The organism is Pelagibacterium sp. (assembly GCF_048264985.1).
In the GTDB taxonomy this organism is placed as follows: domain Bacteria; phylum Pseudomonadota; class Alphaproteobacteria; order Rhizobiales; family Devosiaceae; genus Pelagibacterium.
In genome coordinates, this window is sequence record NZ_JBLXCL010000001.1 from 1,053,194 (window position 1) to 1,069,419 (window position 16,226).

General features: G+C 56.3%; 14 protein-coding genes. 7 read left to right on the top strand and 7 right to left on the bottom strand.

All coding sequences use genetic code 11. From position 1 onward, the window contains the following. Positions 1–8: 8 nt before the first annotated feature. Together ACN0TA_RS05225 and ACN0TA_RS05230 are read left to right on the top strand one after the other, a co-directional pair. The gene (locus tag ACN0TA_RS05225) at positions 9–2,486 is read left to right on the top strand and encodes a beta-mannosidase (RefSeq protein WP_417580505.1); all 2,478 of its coding nucleotides are present in this window, start codon (positions 9–11) and stop codon (positions 2,484–2,486) included. A 17-nt stretch (positions 2,487–2,503) separates the two neighbouring features. After that, the gene (locus ACN0TA_RS05230; protein WP_417580507.1) at positions 2,504–3,214 is read left to right on the top strand and encodes a D-lyxose/D-mannose family sugar isomerase; all 711 of its coding nucleotides are present in this window, start codon (positions 2,504–2,506) and stop codon (positions 3,212–3,214) included. Here the strand turns inward: ACN0TA_RS05230 and ACN0TA_RS05235 are convergent. Beyond that, positions 3,208–4,776 (bottom strand): serine hydrolase, encoded by a 1,569-nt coding sequence (locus tag ACN0TA_RS05235; RefSeq protein ID WP_417580509.1) that lies wholly within the window; start codon positions 4,774–4,776, stop codon positions 3,208–3,210. The genes ACN0TA_RS05230 and ACN0TA_RS05235 overlap by 7 nt on opposite strands. Before the next feature lie 186 nt (positions 4,777–4,962). On the opposite strand from ACN0TA_RS05235, the gene ACN0TA_RS05240 reads away from it, so the two are divergent. The 3 genes from ACN0TA_RS05240 (at position 4,963) to ACN0TA_RS05250 (ending at position 8,903) form a co-directional block, all read left to right on the top strand. Continuing rightward, positions 4,963–6,105 carry a PQQ-dependent sugar dehydrogenase gene (locus ACN0TA_RS05240; RefSeq protein ID WP_417580511.1) on the top strand — a complete coding sequence of 381 codons (1,143 nt, stop codon included), beginning with the start codon at positions 4,963–4,965 and terminating at the stop codon, positions 6,103–6,105. 125 nt (positions 6,106–6,230) lie between these two features. After that, entirely contained in the window at positions 6,231–7,253 is a 1,023-nt protein-coding gene (locus ACN0TA_RS05245; RefSeq protein ID WP_417580513.1) for a TRAP transporter substrate-binding protein, read from the top strand. A 75-nt stretch (positions 7,254–7,328) separates the two neighbouring features. Further along, positions 7,329–8,903 (top strand): GNAT family N-acetyltransferase, encoded by a 1,575-nt coding sequence (locus ACN0TA_RS05250; RefSeq protein WP_417580515.1) that lies wholly within the window; start codon positions 7,329–7,331, stop codon positions 8,901–8,903. Positions 8,904–8,915: 12 nt separating this feature from the next. Here ACN0TA_RS05250 and ACN0TA_RS05255 read toward each other — a convergent pair whose 3' ends face one another. From ACN0TA_RS05255 to ACN0TA_RS05275, 5 genes are all read right to left on the bottom strand, one after another. After that, on the bottom strand, positions 8,916–9,482 hold the full coding sequence (locus ACN0TA_RS05255; protein WP_417580517.1) for a dihydrofolate reductase family protein: 567 nt from the start codon (positions 9,480–9,482) through the stop codon (positions 8,916–8,918). A gap of 12 nt (positions 9,483–9,494) precedes the next feature. Then, on the bottom strand, positions 9,495–9,893 hold the full coding sequence (locus ACN0TA_RS05260) for a VOC family protein (protein ID WP_417580518.1): 399 nt from the start codon (positions 9,891–9,893) through the stop codon (positions 9,495–9,497). 116 nt (positions 9,894–10,009) lie between these two features. Then, a complete protein-coding gene (locus ACN0TA_RS05265) occupies positions 10,010–10,933 on the bottom strand; it encodes an alpha/beta fold hydrolase (protein WP_417580520.1) in 924 nt (307 codons plus the stop codon). A gap of 71 nt (positions 10,934–11,004) precedes the next feature. Then, positions 11,005–12,264 carry an RNA polymerase sigma factor gene (locus ACN0TA_RS05270; RefSeq protein WP_417580522.1) on the bottom strand — a complete coding sequence of 420 codons (1,260 nt, stop codon included), beginning with the start codon at positions 12,262–12,264 and terminating at the stop codon, positions 11,005–11,007. Further along, on the bottom strand, positions 12,261–12,635 hold the full coding sequence (locus ACN0TA_RS05275; RefSeq protein ID WP_417580524.1) for a YciI family protein: 375 nt from the start codon (positions 12,633–12,635) through the stop codon (positions 12,261–12,263). The genes ACN0TA_RS05270 and ACN0TA_RS05275 overlap by 4 nt, the downstream gene beginning before the upstream one ends. Before the next feature lie 386 nt (positions 12,636–13,021). On the opposite strand from ACN0TA_RS05275, the gene cfa reads away from it, so the two are divergent. Continuing rightward, entirely contained in the window at positions 13,022–14,137 is a 1,116-nt protein-coding gene (cfa, locus tag ACN0TA_RS05280; RefSeq protein ID WP_417580526.1) for a cyclopropane fatty acyl phospholipid synthase, read from the top strand. On the opposite strand, the gene ACN0TA_RS05285 is transcribed toward cfa, so the two are convergent. Then, complete coding sequence (locus tag ACN0TA_RS05285; protein WP_417580528.1) at positions 14,134–15,069, bottom strand: AEC family transporter; 936 nt, start codon at positions 15,067–15,069, stop codon at positions 14,134–14,136. The two genes, cfa and ACN0TA_RS05285, sit on opposite strands and share 4 nt — an antisense overlap. 219 nt (positions 15,070–15,288) lie before the next feature. Between ACN0TA_RS05285 and ACN0TA_RS05290 the strand changes: the two genes are divergently transcribed. After that, a complete protein-coding gene (locus ACN0TA_RS05290) occupies positions 15,289–16,191 on the top strand; it encodes a sulfurtransferase (protein ID WP_417580530.1) in 903 nt (300 codons plus the stop codon). Positions 16,192–16,226: the final 35 nt, after the last annotated feature.

The following is a 16,226-nucleotide window of genomic DNA, read 5'->3' on the forward strand; positions in this document are numbered from 1 at the left end:
GAAATGTCATGGATCAAGCACGCTCTGCATCGAAAGACGTAATCGATTACAAAGTGTATGAGCTCGGCGGCCGCTTTTCCTTGTCAGCACCGGAGCGCGGCTGGTCCGGCGCCATGAATCTTCCCGGCGATGTTCATACCGCGTTGCTCGAAGCAGGCGAGATCCCTGATCCCTATTTCGGACAAAACGAGGATGTTGTCGCATGGGTCTACAAGACTCCATGGACGCTCGAGCGCCTGTTTGTTGTTCCGGCGGACATGACCGATCGGTATCTAACGCTGACGTTGTCTGAGGTCGACTGCATCGCCAGCGTCTTCCTGAACGGGGAAATGATCGCCGAAACTCAGAACCAATTTATCCGCTACGATATCGACGTCACTGGAAAAATATTGGAGGGCGAAAACACGCTCACCATCGCCTTTGCTACGGTTCCGGACGTCGCAAAAGCGCGGGCTGATGCGCACCCCTTTTCCATCCCCTATGCGGCAATGAATCAGAAGGTCGCGCATCTCAATTTTGTACGCAAGACGGCCTGCCACGCCGGATGGGATTGGGGGATCTGCCTTATGCCGATTGGGGTTTACGGGACGATGGTGTTGCGTCGGACCCCACTGGCGCGCACCGAGAGCGTGCAAATCGACCAATATCACGAAGACGGCAAGGTGAATCTAAAGATCAGAACCAGGATCCATGCCTTTGATTCCGGAGAGGTTTCTCTAACCCATAAGATTGACGGACAGGTCGTTGGCGGCAGCGTCGCTGTTCGCGCTGGCGAAAACCTCATCGAGCACACAGTGTCAATCCACAGTCCGGACCTATGGTGGCCTGCAGGGCAGGGTAGCCAGTCGCTCTATGACCTTTTGACCGATCTGGACGGCGAGCAAACGTCCCGCAAGATCGGGTTGCGCAAGCTTGAATGGATCGTGGAAAAGGACGAGATCGACCACAGCTTCAAATGCCGCATCAATGGCCGCGACATCACGATGATGGGCGCCAACTGGATACCGGCCGATGCCATCCCATCGCGCATTACCCAGGAAACTGTCGAAGACCTGCTGCAAAGCGCCAAAGCCGCAAATTACAATATGCTCCGCGTATGGGGCGGGGGGCAGTACGAGCCGGACTGGTTCTATGAACTCTGCGACGAGATGGGGTTGCTCGTCTGGCACGACTTCATGTTTTCGTGCATGCCCTACCCGTCCGACAGGGCATTTCTTGATGATGTTCAAACCGAGATTACCCAGCAGGTCAGGCGCCTGTCCCATCATGCTTGTATTGCCCTTTGGTGTGGGGACAACGAGGTCATCGGTTCTCTAAACTGGTATCCCGAAACCCGCGCCAACCGAGACCGGCATCTGGCCAATTATGATCGATTGTCCAAACTCCTCGCCGATATCGTCGAAGATGAGGATCCCGAGCGCCGCTTTTGGCCATCGTCCCCCTCTTTAGGCTATATGGATTTTGCCGATGGCTGGCATATCGATACGCGCGGCGACATGCATTTCTGGGACGTATGGCACTCGGCAAGACCTTTCGAGCACTATCGAACTGTTCAGCCGCGCTTCGCTTCTGAATTTGGATTTCAGTCGTTCACATCAATGGACGTGATCGAGAGTTTTACTGAGGCCCATGACCGTAATCCCTCCTCGCCGGTCATGGAAACCCACCAGCGCAACGAGGGCGGCAACGCCCGCATTCTCGAAACGATGTGCCGCTATTTCCGCTTTCCAAAGGGGTTTGAGGAGATGGTGTTTTTGTCCCAGATCCAGCAGGGGCTGGCGATAAAGACTGCAATCGAATTTTGGCGGTCGACCAAGCCGCGCTGCATGGGCACGTTATACTGGCAAGTCAACGACACATGGCCGGTCGCAAGCTGGTCGAGTCTTGACTACGGCGGACAGTGGAAACTGCTGCACTATCTTGCCAGGCGTTTCTTCGCTCCCATCAACGTTGTCGCGGTGCCCGATGGAGACGATATCGTCATCAAGGGCGTAAATGACGGACCGAAGCCGGCCAATATTGCGCTTGATGTGTTCGCCGTGGACATGGGAGGCGTTGCTAAGTCCTTGCATAAAAAAGATTTTATGCTCGGACTTGAATCTGCATCTGAACTTGTTCGCGTGCGGAAAGAAGCGATTGGGAACGGAGCATTTCTGACGTTCGAATGGCGGGATGAAAACGACCGTTTGCTTGGACAAAACGACTTTATGCCCCGCGCGCACAAATATTACGATCTTCCGGCTGCCAATGTAAGCGCAATTTGGACTCAGGGAAAAAACGGTCCTGAATTGACGTTGCAAACAGACGCCTGTGCCTTCTTTGTCACTGTGCAAGTCGATCCCATTGGATATTTTTCGGACAATTGTATCACCCTCTTGCCGGGGCGCCCGGCAACGCTTAGCTTCGCGCCCCGCAGGGGTGCGACGCCGAGCCTTAACGATCTCCAAAACAGTTTGCGGATCAGCCATTTGGCGGAAACATATTGAGTCATGGAGTTCACGGGATGAAGCGTTCCCGCGTTAATGAGATCATTTCCGAAGCGGATGAATTTATCCGGTCGTTCGGCTACATCCTGCCGCCCTTTGCCTATTGGACGCCGTCCGAGATGAAGGAAAAAAGGGACGATATAGAGACGATCTTGCGGTCGGGCCTTGGCTGGGACGTGACCGATTATGGGCAGGGCGATTTTGACGCGTTGGGCCTGTTTCTGTTTACCGTCCGCAACGGCGACGCTGCAGATTTGGGCAAAGGCCATGGCATGCTCTATGCCGAAAAGATCATGATTTCGCGTCATGATCAGATTTCACCCATGCACAGGCACACGATCAAAGCCGAGGACATTATCAATCGCGGCGGGGCCACACTGGCGCTCCAGCTCTACAATGACGACGGAACGGGCGAGGGTATCGATACCTCCGGGGAGGTTGTCGTGCTCACCGATGGACTGCGCCGTAAGCTGCCAGCGGGCGGCATTCTCGAGTTGTCGCCAGGCGAAAGCGTTACGCTCCTGCCTGGCAATTGGCACAAATTCTGGGGAGAAGGTGGGGATGTTTTGATCGGTGAAGTGTCAACCGTCAATGATGACCGCACAGACAACACCTTCCTCGATCCAATCGGCAGATTCTCCGAGATCGAGGAAGATGTAGATCCTGTCCACCTGCTGGTGTCCGATTACGAGAAGTGGTTCGGAACCGGCGGTGGCTCGGGCTACTGAGCCTGGGTCCAGGTTGCGAGCCCCTCACCATCGAGATAGTCAATGCGCACTGTGCGGTTGCCGTCGGCGTCTTCGCTGAAGGTGACCGACGAACGCGAATCCGCTGGTGCGTTTTCATTACGTGGTGAGATGGCAAAGACGTCCTCTGACCATGGAGCCAGCGGAAAGCGCATCGGCACTGGACCGAGCTCGGCAACCAGTCCATCGGCGCTTTCGGCGATTGTCAGAGGTCCGAAGTAGCTGTTTTCATACACGCCTGTATAGGCAGCAGCGTCAGCAATATCGGGCGTGTCCTGAGGTTCAGGCAAACCAACCAGGTTGCCGACCGGTGTCAAGTAATTCGCCATAAGGCCGTTGAACCCTTCGTACCAATCGCGCGAAGCTTCTCCAAACTGGTAGTGGTCGATAAAGTCGGCAGCAATGGCTTCGGCAGCGCCGACCGGGGCAGCATTGGTCAGGACCACGATTCCGAGTTCGTCGCCCGGTAGCATAACAAACCGCGTGGCCGCACCAAGCACGAACGCTCCCGAGTGCGAAAGCATCACGCGACCGGTCGGTGTGACGCCGACGTTAAAGCCATACCCATACGCATCCGTCCGGCCGCCGGCCATAGGGCTGGGTGAGCCGACAATCTGCGGCTGGATCGCCGGCAGCATGTCGCCAGGCGCATACAGTTCTGTTTCTGCAACTGTCCCTTGCTTCAAAACCAGGTTGAGCCAATTGGCCATGTCGAGAACGTTCGATGACAAGCCCCCGGCAGGTGCCTGCTGGTCGGGATCGCGCTCGAACAATGCTTGAGGCTCACCAGTGTCCATAGCGTGAAGTACGGCGCGGTTTTCCGCCGCGCGATAGTCTGAATTCCGGTAGCTGGAGCTATTCATTCCAAGCGGCTCGAAAAGGGAAGCCTGAGCAAGATCTTCCCACGCCAATCCCGCCGCGGCGGCGACGGCCTCGCCACCGATGGTCGTTCCGAAATTGGCATAAGCATAGTCACGCCGAAACCGGTTCAGATCGAGTTGGACAAGGCGCTCAATAATTGAAGCGCGATCAAATCCGAGATCTTCGAGATTGTCCCCTGCAGCGTGCGGCAGGCCGGTGCGATGCGCGAAAAAGTCGCCGATCGTCGCATTGTCCGCGATGTAAGTGTCGCTCAACCGCAGCATGGGCAGGTGCTCGCTGGCAATGTCGTCCCACGAGATCTGATCGTTTGCTACAGCGATCGCCGCAATGGTTGCAGAAACGGATTTGGACAGCGATGCCGCCATGAAGACGGTTTCTGGCGTGATCGCTTCATCAGTGCCGACTTCGCGGACGCCGAACCCTTGGGCGTAAACAACCTCGCCCTCGTGAACGACGGCGACAGCGATGCCGGGCACATTCGAGCGCTCCATGGTGTCTTCGATCTGCGCCGGCAGCGCCGCAAGTGCAGCTTCAAGTCGACCGCTCTCGATTGCGACAACATCAGCGCCGGGGAAGACGCCGGGGGTCAGAGTTTGTGATGAAGCCGGGGCTGAAATAATCAGAGCCGAAAGCGCTAAAAAACTGGAATTTAAAATTTTCATAAGGACCAACAATCAATTAGAAGCCGAAAACCCTGCCAGAAAAGTGTTGAGAAAATATTGTTTATATCCGGCGTAGTCGCGGACTTAATCCGGATCTGAATTCATCGTGATCGAACCAAAATGTTGCAGACAAGTTTGCATTTAACATTAAACGTTTGTCCAATTCATCTGGCCGAAGGTGTGCCCATGTCATCCAAGACTCTAATCGCCCTGTTGTGTTCAACGACACTCGTGTCGCCAGCTCTTGCCCAAGACTATGAGACAGAGTCAGGTGCCGTAACGCTTACCCCGGTCGTTGAAGGGCTGCAGTTTCCCTGGGGTATGGTGTTCTTGCCCGACGACACCATGCTGGTAACCGAGCGCTCAGGCAATCTTCGGCACATTCGCTCGGATGGAACTATTTCAGACCCGATTGCCGGAGTGCCCGATGTTGTGTTCGAGGGACAAGGCGGCTTGCTCGATGTGGCTATTGATCCCGATTTTGCATCAAACGGCTATGTTTATGTTAGTTACGCAGAGGCTGGAAATGAACCCGGCACCAACTCTACTGCCGTAGCCAGGGGTGTTTTGGGCGAGGATATGTCGGAGATAACGGATGTCGATGTGATCTTTTCCCAGCAGCCCAAATTGCCTTCTACGCTGCATTTCGGCTCAAGGCTGACATTCGACAATGATGGGTATCTGTTCATCACCACAGGAGAGCGCTCCGATGCGCAGTTCCGGGTTCAGGCGCAGGATTTGGGTTCCCATCTCGGCAAGGTCATCCGCATCATGCCCGATGGCAGCGTCCCACAGGACAACCCCTTCGTCGGCATTGACGGCGCGTTGCCAGAAATCTGGAGTTATGGCCATCGTAACATGCAGGGCGCTGCGCTTCATCCGGGCAGTGGTGAGGTTTGGGTGGCCGAGCACGGACCGCGCGGGGGAGACGAACTCAACAAAATCATAAAGGGTGGTAACTTTGGGTGGCCGTTGCTGACTGAAGGCACCGAATATTCCGGCCAACCCATCAATCCACCTTCCGACCTGCCAAGTGATCTGGTTGAAGCCGAACGTACTTGGGTGCCATCTCCGGCGCCCTCGGGACTGGCATTCTATGACGGCGACCTGTTTGCCGATTGGCAGGGCGACGCCTTTATGGGCGCGCTTGCGGGGACTGACCTCATCCGCATCGATCTTGACGGCGAAGAGGTGCTGGGGGACGAATTTCTGTTTGGCGATGATTTCTCCCATCGCGTCCGTGATGTGGTGCAGGGGCCCGATGGCGCGCTCTATTTAGTGACCGACGGCGATCCGGGGCAGATTCTGAGATTGAGCCCGGCCCAATGATCGGCTAATCAGGCCGGGCACCGGGGGAACCGGTGCCCGGGCCACACCAATGTCGCCCGGAGCGGGATCGAACTCGCACAGGGTGAGAGGCACCCTTGCTGGTCCCGCGCATTTTGGGCACAATCATGTTCACCAGAACCCTGCTCACAACAGCGCTGTTTGGCGCTGGCTTCATCTCATCTACGCTGGCTCAAGAGTTTACGCTCAGGCTTCACCAGTTTCTGCCCATGACCGACAGTGTGCCGCGCGAGGGTTTGATCCCCTGGGCCGAAACTGTCGAAGCGCAATCGGGTGGTCGTATCGAGATTGAATATTATCCCTCCATGATCCTTGGTGGTGCGCCGGCTAATCTGTTTGATCAGGCACAAGATGGCGTGGTCGACCTGATCTGGACGGTGCTCGGCTATACGCCCGGTCGCTTTCCAAAGTCCGAAGTTTTCGAAATGCCGTTCCTGGTCACCAATGCCGAAGATACTTCTCGGGCGTTCCAGCGCTTTGTCGAAGAAAATGCTATGGACGAGTTCGCCGATGTGAAGTTGATTGCTGTCCATACACATGGTCCCGGCGTGTTTCACTCAAATACGCCAATTGAAACGCTCGAAGATCTTTCCGATCTCAAGGTGCGCGGTGGCTCGCGGGTTATTTCGGCCATGCTGGGCGATCTGGGTGCGGAGGCGATCGGGATGCCCGTACCTCAAGTGCCGGAAAGCTTGTCGCGTGGCGTGATTGATGCGGCAACCATTCCTTGGCAGGTAACTCTTGCTCTTCGCACCGGGGAGATCGTTTCCAACCACACGGAATTTTCAGGTGATCACGGCCTTTATACTCAGACATTTGCATTCGTGATGAACCGCGAAAGTTATGACCAGCTTCCAGATGACCTCAAAGCCGTCATCGATGCCAATTCCGGCGTCGAATGGGCCGGCCGTTTTGGTGCTGCCAATGATGCCGACGATATCGCCGCACGCGATGAGGCGGTGGCCAAGGGCAATAACATCGTGACCCTCGGATCCGAGGAGACTGCCCGCTGGCGGGCGGCAGCTCAGGTGACGATCGACAACTGGTTCGCCGAAGCGGCTGCAAGCGGGATTGATGGAGCAGCGCTCTATGCTCGCGCGGTCGCGCTGGTTGCCCAAGAGACGCAATAGCTCTGGAGCAAATGTGGCGATAGTGCGTTGTCCTGTTATAAGCTGGCAACGCGCTGCCGGCATAAAGCAGTTGATTTGACCGATAACGAGGTTCCCATCCCCGTGCCAAAACTCTCCGACAAGCCGCTCCTTGAGGTGCGGACTGCCAAAATTCGCGACATCCCCGCAATCATCAAGCTAACTCAACGGGTCTATCCCGAAGAAGGGCCGTATCTTCCCGGCACGATCCGCGGGCAGATCAACGCCTTTCCTGAAGGGCAGTTCGTCGCCGTTTATGACGGTCATATCGTTGGCTATGCAGCCACATTGCAGTTGTCCGAAAGCCAGATTTTCAAACAGCACACCTGGGAGAATATCACCGGTGCGGGCTATGGCTCATTGCACAATGCCAAGGGCGAGTGGTTGTACGGCGTCGAAGTTTGCGTGGATCCAGGGCGCCAGCGCAACCGTATCGGGCGCCGTCTCTATGAAGCCCGGCAGCGGCTCTGCGAAGAACTTTGGCTAAAGGGTATCGCCTTTGGCGGTCGTCTGCCCGGTTATCGGCGCAACAAGAAGGACTATCCGCGCGCCAGCCAGTATTTTCAGGCCGTTGTCGACCGGGAGGTGCGGGATCCGGTAGCGAGTTTCCAGATGAAACTCGGCTTTGAACCGGAATTGCTGCTCCGCAATTACCACCCCGACGATAAGGCATCGGGCGGGCATGCAGCGCTAATGGTTTGGCGGAATCCGCGTTTTGACGAGGAAGATGAGCAGCGTCCGGCTCACAGGCGGAGCCGTGAGACGGTTCGCGTGACAACAGTGCAGCTCGAGGCGCGCCGGTTTGTCGACGCCGACGCGTTTTTTACCCATATGCAGTATTTCGTGGACGTTGCTGCCGATTATGGATCGGACTTCGTTGTATTCCCCGAGCTCTTTACGCTCATGCTGCTTTCGAGCGAACCCGAACAGCCGCCTCACGAAGCGATCCTGCGCCTTACCGAATATACGCCGCAGTTCATCGAGCGCATGCAGCAGATGGCGCTCAAATACAACATCAACATTATTGGCGGTTCCCATCCCACGATTACTGAAGACGAGGATATTCAGAACGTCTGCTACATTTTCTTGCGTGATGGCACAGTCCACGCCCAGGAAAAGATGCATCCCACACCCGATGAAAGAGACTATTGGGGCATTGTCGGTGGCGACTCCGTCGATGTCATCGATACCGATTGCGGCCCGATAGGTGTGATGATCTGCTACGACAGCGAGTTTCCAGAGGTGGCGCGTCGCCTTGCTGACCAAGGTGCGCGCATCATGTTCGTGCCTTATTGCACAGACACCCGGCAGGGGCATCTTCGCGTCAAGTATTGCTGCCAGGCACGGACCATTGAAAACCAGTGCTACGTCGTAACCTCTGGCATTACCGGCAACCTCGCCAATGTGGACAATCTCGACATCAACTACGCGCACTCCTCGATCTTCACCCCATCGGATATGCCGTTCGCACGCGATGGCATCGCTGCAGAGGCAAGTGAAAACGTGGAGATGGTGGTTGTCGGGGACCTCAACGTGTCGACGTTGCAATGGGCGCGGTCGCAAGGCGCAGTGCGAAATCTGCGCGACCGCCGCTTTGACCTGTACCGTATTCGCTGGAAGGACGGCGGATAAGTTTTTGCTTATCTAATGGCGATCGCGGCGATAGAGCAGCACCGACACGCCCGATGCAAACCTGCGGCTGTCGAACAACTCAAGAGCTAGTTTCCGGGCGAGGGGAGGGAACATCTGTTTTCCTCCTCCAACCAGTACCGGGTAGATAATGACCCAGTATTCATCGATAAGATCATTCTCGATAAAAGACTGGGCCAAATTCGCTCCGCCGACCGATATGTTCTTGCCGGGACTTTGCTTGAGGGCAGCAACTTCGGTGACGACATCAGCAGTTGCAAGGCGGGCTCGCCCCTCTACCGACTTCAGCGTGCGAGAAAACACCAGCTTCTCGAGCGCATTCCATATCCGTGCGTAGTTGCGTATTTCGGGTGGCGCCTCGGCATCATCTGCGGCTGTTGGCCAGAATCCGTTCATCGTCTCAAAGAGCCTGCGACCATAGATATGCGTGTCGGTCGTGGCTTCGAGCGTATTGATGTAATCATGGACTTCCGGGTCCGGGCGGGTGAAGCCGAAGTCGCCAGCAGAGTCCTCGATAAAGCCATCAAGCGACATCTGCATCGAGTATATGATTTTGCGCATGGCGTGTTCGCCTCAATCGACGTTGAACATCCATTTTACGCCCCAGCGGTCATGGAGCATGCCGAAACGCTTGGCCCAGAAAGTTTCTTCCAATGGCATTTCGACGTTCCCCCCCTCCTTCAGCGCAGTGAACATGCGCTCCGCATCTGCGATGGATTCAGGATGAATAGAAAGATATACGCCCGAAAAGGAATTGGCTTGCGCCATCGGCGCATCTGAAGCGAACAAAGTGCCATCGCGCCAGGTGAGCGAAGCGTGCATGATCTGGTTCTGCATTTCGGCAGGAACGTGAGCTGAAGATGGCGTGTCCTTATGGGCGGTCAATTCAAGGTCGCCACCAAGCACAGATTGATAAAAGCTCATAGCTTCGCGGCAATCGCCAGCAAAGTTGAGATAGGGGATAATGTTCATGTTGGTCTCCCTGGCTCTGGCCTGCAAAAACCGTTCTATTTCAACACCTAACGCACAAGATCGGATTCAAAGTAGAATACATCGGAATCCGATCTTCAGCTAATTGAATCTCTTTATCAATTGTTTTGCGCAGCGATAAAGCTGTCGATCAGCGGTAACAGTACGTCTGTCTTGAACACGATGTCGTAGTGCGTAGCGCCCGGGATCACGGCAAACTGGCGTGCAGTATTGAGCTCGGGGCCCATCGCGCCCGTCGAGGACTGGCCACCGAGCAGGCGGAACATTTCAACTGCCTTGTCGAACTGGATGAGATCGGTATCACCGATAATCATCAGGACTGGCACCGGAATGGATGCGATCTGCTGATCTGTCCAGCTGTCTTTGTCCGCAATCATCAACTCGCGAATTTTGTCGACAACACCAGCAAAACGCTCGGGCTGCGGTGCAACGGCCTCATAGGCGGCGAGCATGGGCGTACCTTCCATCATTTCCGCCGTCATGTAGGGCCAGCCAGCGCGAACCGAATCCCAGATTGATTCCGCCTGGTGGGATGCCGAGATGATGACAAGGTTCTTGACCAGTTCCGGGTGCAGGATTCCCACGCCCATGGCGGTGCCTCCGCCCATGGAAAATCCAATAATGTCGATTGGACCCAGATCCATCTGCGCGATGAAGCCGGATACGTCCTGGGCGAATTGCTGCATGGACAAGGGACGGTCGAGATCGACGGTGCGGCCATGGCCCTCCAGTTCGATCGCATAGACCTTTCGGCTTTCCGCAAGTGCGGGGAGGATCGGTCCCCACGCCTCGATTGTCATGAGCCCGCCATGGATGAGCAATAGTGGCTCTCCTTCGCCATGAACCTGATAGTGCATCTCCAGCCCGTCAATATTGACGGTTCCGTCTTCGGAGGGGACTGGCACTTTCGTACTGATCTGGATGGGATCGAACGTCTCTGCCATGGTGGCCTCCTGAGCGCTGACAGGAACGAGGGCGAGTGCCGCAAAGGCAATTGCCGTAAGAGTTGTCCTGATAAACATGCTGTTCTCCTTGGGTGCAGTGCGCATAGGACGGAATGCAGCTTGGCTTGCCGACAAAGAGATCTAAAAAATCATGCCCGCGGAGGTGGGCCGTCCAGCTTATCCAGATGGGCCCTTATGTGCACGGCTTCCGCCGTTGAGTTGGCGTGGGCAATAGCAATGCCAAAGGCAGTGCGCGCTTCCTCTATGCGCCCGAGATCCTTGAGCAAGCCGCCACGCAATCCATGGAAGTAGAAGTAACCACCCAGCGCATCGGCCAATGGGTCGATGAGGTCGAGGGCGGCTTGCGCGCCATCGGTTTTGGACACAGCGACAGCCCGATTGAGAGTGACAACAGGAGAGGGTTGCAGACTCTCGAGAACGCGGTAGAGCAATTCGATTTCGCTCCAGTCGGTCTCCTCGGGCGCCCCAGCCTGCGCGTGTAGCGCCGCTATGGCAGCCTGAACCTGAAACACGCCGGGTCGACGATGACGCATCGCCTTATCGATAAGAGCCAACCCTTCTTCAATCATCCGGCGATCCCATTGCGAACGATCCTGGTCGTCAAGAAGGATAATGTTGCCATCCGTATCAAAACGCGCCGCGTCGCGTGATTGCTGGATTAACAACATTGCAAGAAGCCCCATGAGCTCCGGTTCGGTCGGAAAAAGGCCGAGCAAGAGCCGCGCGAGCCTAATTGCCTCATGAGCAAATGTTGTGCGCGTCTCGGCACGGTCTCCGCCCGATGTGTAGCCTTCGTTGAAGACGAGGTAGATCATTGCCGCAACCGAACCCACGCGGTCAGCGCGATCTGCTGCATCGGGTGTTTCAAAAATAGCGCCTGATTTTGCAATGCGCGCTTTGGCGCGCGTAATGCGCTGTTCCATTGCCGCATCGGAGACCAGAAAAGCCCTTGCGATCTGTCTGACCGTCAGTCCGCACACGATCCGCAGGGCTAGAGCGATCTGCTGGGTGGCCGGCAGGTCTGGATGACAGCACACGAACAACAGGCGCAGTATGTCGTCACGATAATGGGAATCATCGATCCTGTCGGCAATGTCGGCTTCGGCGTCCGAGGTATCGGAAATCTTGTCTTCGTCAGGCAAAGCAGTGAAACGTGCCTTGCGGCGGAGACTGTCGATGCCAGAATTCCGGCCGACAAGGATGAGCCATGCCGCTGGGTCGCGTGGCGGCCCGTTTTTCGGCCAAGACTTCAGCGCGCGAAGACATGCCTCCTGGAAGGCTTCCTCGGCACTGTCGAGGTCGCGAAAATACCTGTACAGCGCGGCAACTGCACGCGGTCGGGCGCCGGACAGTGTCAGGCCAATCCAGTCGGCATCCTTGTCATTCACTTTTTCTGTGCTCCAGGAAAAAAGTCACGGACCGGCCGGATCTCGTAAGACCCCATGCCGGGATTGGCCTCTGCCAAGTCGCGCACGACTTGCACGACCTCTTCGAGGCTCTCGGCGTCGATGACATAAAAACCGAGAAACTGTTCCTTGGTTTCTGCGAATGGACCATCAAGAACCATGGGTTCGCCGGCCGTCTTGCGCAAAGTCGTTGCCGCGGTGGTCGGCATCAGGCGGGCAACCGGCCCCATCTTGCCCGCTTCGACCAAGGGCTTCTGTACGGCAAGAAGGTCGGTCATGATCTTGTCGTCATGTTCCTTTGACCAGCCGCCCACTGCAGCTTCATCGTTGTAGCAAAGTATCGCATAGAGCATGGCCAAACTCCCTTGTATGGCGAGGACGCGCCCGGTTTGCCGATGCCGACATCGCGGGCAGGATTTTTCTTAAGTTAGTTCAAGAGGCAGAGTGCCTCGGCTCGGTGTTGAAAACCAGTGTCGCGTGCGGCCGCATTTTTGGGAGAAGATGTCGTGGCGCTGACGCGCAATGATATTGAACGAGGTAATTGGGCCAGTCGACGGTCATCGAGCTGCGGGATTGGTAGTCATCATGGAAACGGCAGACGATGAAAACAGATGTTAATCGCCGCCAGATATGCGCAAAGACTGGGAGCGGTAAGGACTGGACAATCTCGACAAATTTTAGTGAGGTAGATGGGTTCCCCGGCGCCGTAGCGCGTCTCGTTATTTGATTGAGCGTGGCCATGTCGGCAAAGTTCAAGTCGTTTATAACCGATCTTCTTGCCCAGATTGATATCGAAGTCGGCGGTTCCCGACCTTGGGATATCCAGGTGTATGACGACAGGCTGTTTAGCCGCGTTATGACGCAAGGCACGCTTGGCCTTGGGGAAGCCTACATGGACGGGCTTTGGGACTGTGAGGCGATCGACCAGTTCATGTATCGTTGCCTGACCGGCCAATTGCAAAGTCGCGTTAAGTTCGACCCAGCGCTAGCGCTTTTGACAATCAAGGGCATGGTGCTCAATCCCCAACGACTGCATGTGCGCGAAGTGGGGGAGAAACACTACGATATCGGCAATGATCTTTACCGGCGAATGCTGGATCCGCGCATGATCTATTCCTGCGGCTATTGGCGCGAAGCCGACACACTTGATGCAGCGCAGGATGCCAAGCTCGATCTGATCTGCCGCAAGGTGGGACTCAAGGAGGGGATGCGCATTCTCGACATTGGCTCGGGGTGGGGCGGTTTGCTCAAATTTGCGGCTGAGCGGTATGGCGTTTCAGGGCTGGGTATTACAGTTTCGAAAGAACAGATGGCTTACGCCAACGATAACCGCGGCGACCTTCCGATCGAGACCCGGCTTATGGACTATCTCGACCTGGAGGGGCAATTTGACAGGATCGTTTCCGTCGGCATGTTCGAACATGTTGGTTACAAGAACTATCGGCCATATTTTTCCAAGATCAGCGAGTTGCTGCCCGACGACGGACTGTTTCTGCTACACACGATCGGCGGAAGCCTGACGCGACGGGCAGGGGAACCGTGGCTGGAAAAGTACATCTTTCCCAACGGTATGCTTCCATCGCCCAAACAGGTCGCCACGGCGGTGGAAGGACAGCTCATCATGGAAGATTGGCACAATTTCGGTGCCGACTACGATCCGACCCTGATGGCTTGGCACAAGAATTTCGAGGCGGCCTGGCCTGAACTCGCTGACGCATATGACACTCGGTTCTATCGCATGTGGCGCTACTATCTGCTCAGCTGTGCCGCGATCTTCAGAGCCCGCTGGGTTCATCTTTGGCAAGTGGTCTATTCAAAGGACGGTCTGCAGGGTGGATATCGATCGGTCCGCTAGAGCCCCGCTCCAACAAGGGGCGCAAGGAACACCAGTGTGACCGGTACGGTGATAACGCCGACTACCGTCTGAAACGCGATGATGCCTGCCATCAGCGGAGCGTCGCCTCCCAATTGTCGCGCCATGACATAGGCGGATGAAGCCGTGGGTAGGCATTGTATCAACAGGACCACCAGTGCTGCTGGTCCTGTCAGCCCGACGGCAAGACAGATAACCGCCGTTATGGTCGGGATGAGCAAGAAACGACTGATTGTAGCAACAAGCGCCGGCCTCATGCCGCGTCCGAGCGCTTCCCAATTGAGTGCTGCCCCAACACAAAGCAACCCGATGGGCAATGCAGCCTGTCCCATTGCCTGCATGAACCCTTCTATCCCAGCCGGTAGAGTAATTCCCGTCAACCGTAGCACAACGCCCGCGACGCAGCCCAGGATCAAGGGATTGAGCGCTATCGACTTTATCACGCCCACAGCCGATGGCTGCCGGTTTCCATAGCGGGCAAAGACCAATGAACACAAAATGTTGACTGTCGGAACCAGTATTGCATTAACGACTGCGGCCAATGCGGCCCCAGACACGCCGAGCAACCCAACGGCGGCCGTGACGCCGACGTAATTGTTGAACCGGATGCCCCCCTGAATGACTGATGTGAGGGTGGGGCCATCGAACCGGGCTGCATGGTTAAAGCCCAGCAGAACCAGAGTGCCAATGACAGCAGGCCCTATCAGCCCCGCAGCCATCAAGCCTATGGGGGCCTCTGAAAGATCGGCCTTGTAGAGTCCGTGAGCAAATAGCAAAGGCAGCAGGACGAAATAAGCCAGTCGCTCGGCTTGTGGCCAAAACCCGTCGCCCAAGAAACCGTAGCGCTTGAGCAGGTGCCCGAGCGTAATGATAAGAGCAATGGGCAGCAGCGCTGAAAAGACAAGAGTAAGCATGGGGCCGGGCAATAAGTGTAGGATACCTCTCTAGCCGTCCAATCTCATTCGGCCAAGCGCCTTGGCGATGGCAATATTAAGGTGCCGGCAATTCCATGCTCTTCGCGGGCGATTTACGAGCAGGCTTTTTTGCTTCCGCCACATATTTTGATCGCGCAGCCCTCGCGCCCAAGTGACCAAAAAGAGATAATGCGCTGAGCAGATAACAGGAGACAATCCATGCGCCTGACCCTAGCGGCACTGGCCATTTCAGCAGCTTTGACCGCGCCGGCCATTGCTCAATCGGAAATCACGCCTCTGGTCGACGCCAATTGGCTGGTTGAAAATGCGGGCGCCGATAATCTGGTCATCCTCGACATACGTGACAACGTGGAGGGTACCGACCTCGGTGAATTGCCCTACCTCGCCAACTCCGTCGTCGCGCCTTACGGCTCGGCCGGCTGGCGCACTGAGGTTCAGGGCGTTCCAGGACAGATCCCGCCCGTGGATCAGGTTGCCGCACTTATAGGGTCGCTGGGTATCGATAATGACGACCACGTTGTGATCGTGCCTTGGGGGACCGATTCCTCGGAAATCGGCGGTGCAACCCGTGTTTATTGGACGTTCAAATATCTCGGACACGATGAAGTTTCGATACTTGATGGCGGCTGGCGTCAGTTCGACGCCGCCGGCGGCGAGCGTGTTGCCGAACTTGCTGCGCCTGAAGCCGCGGAATTTGCCGCAGAGGTGCACCCTGAATTGATCGCCACGACCGACGATGTTCTTGCAGCGCTGGAAAACGGCACGGCACTGGTTGATGGGCGTCCGGTTGAGCAGTTCGAGGGGCAGTCCAAGAGCCCTGTCGTTGCCACTGCTGGTACGATTCCCGGATCGGTCAACATTCCGCACTCCCAGTTCTATAGCGCAGAATACGCTCGGTTCGCTCAGCCCGATACAGTGGCCGCCCTGCTTGAAGCTGTGGATTTGACCTCCGATGAAAACAGCATAGTTTTCTGCAATACGGGCCACTGGGCTTCGGTTGCCTGGTTTGGACTGCACGAAATTCTCGGCAACGAAAATGCTGCAATGTACGACGGCTCCATGGCTGAATGGACTGCCGACCCGTCGCGCCCGGTGGAATAGCTCTCGACCTCCAGTCCGAGCCTGCAGGTGCCCCG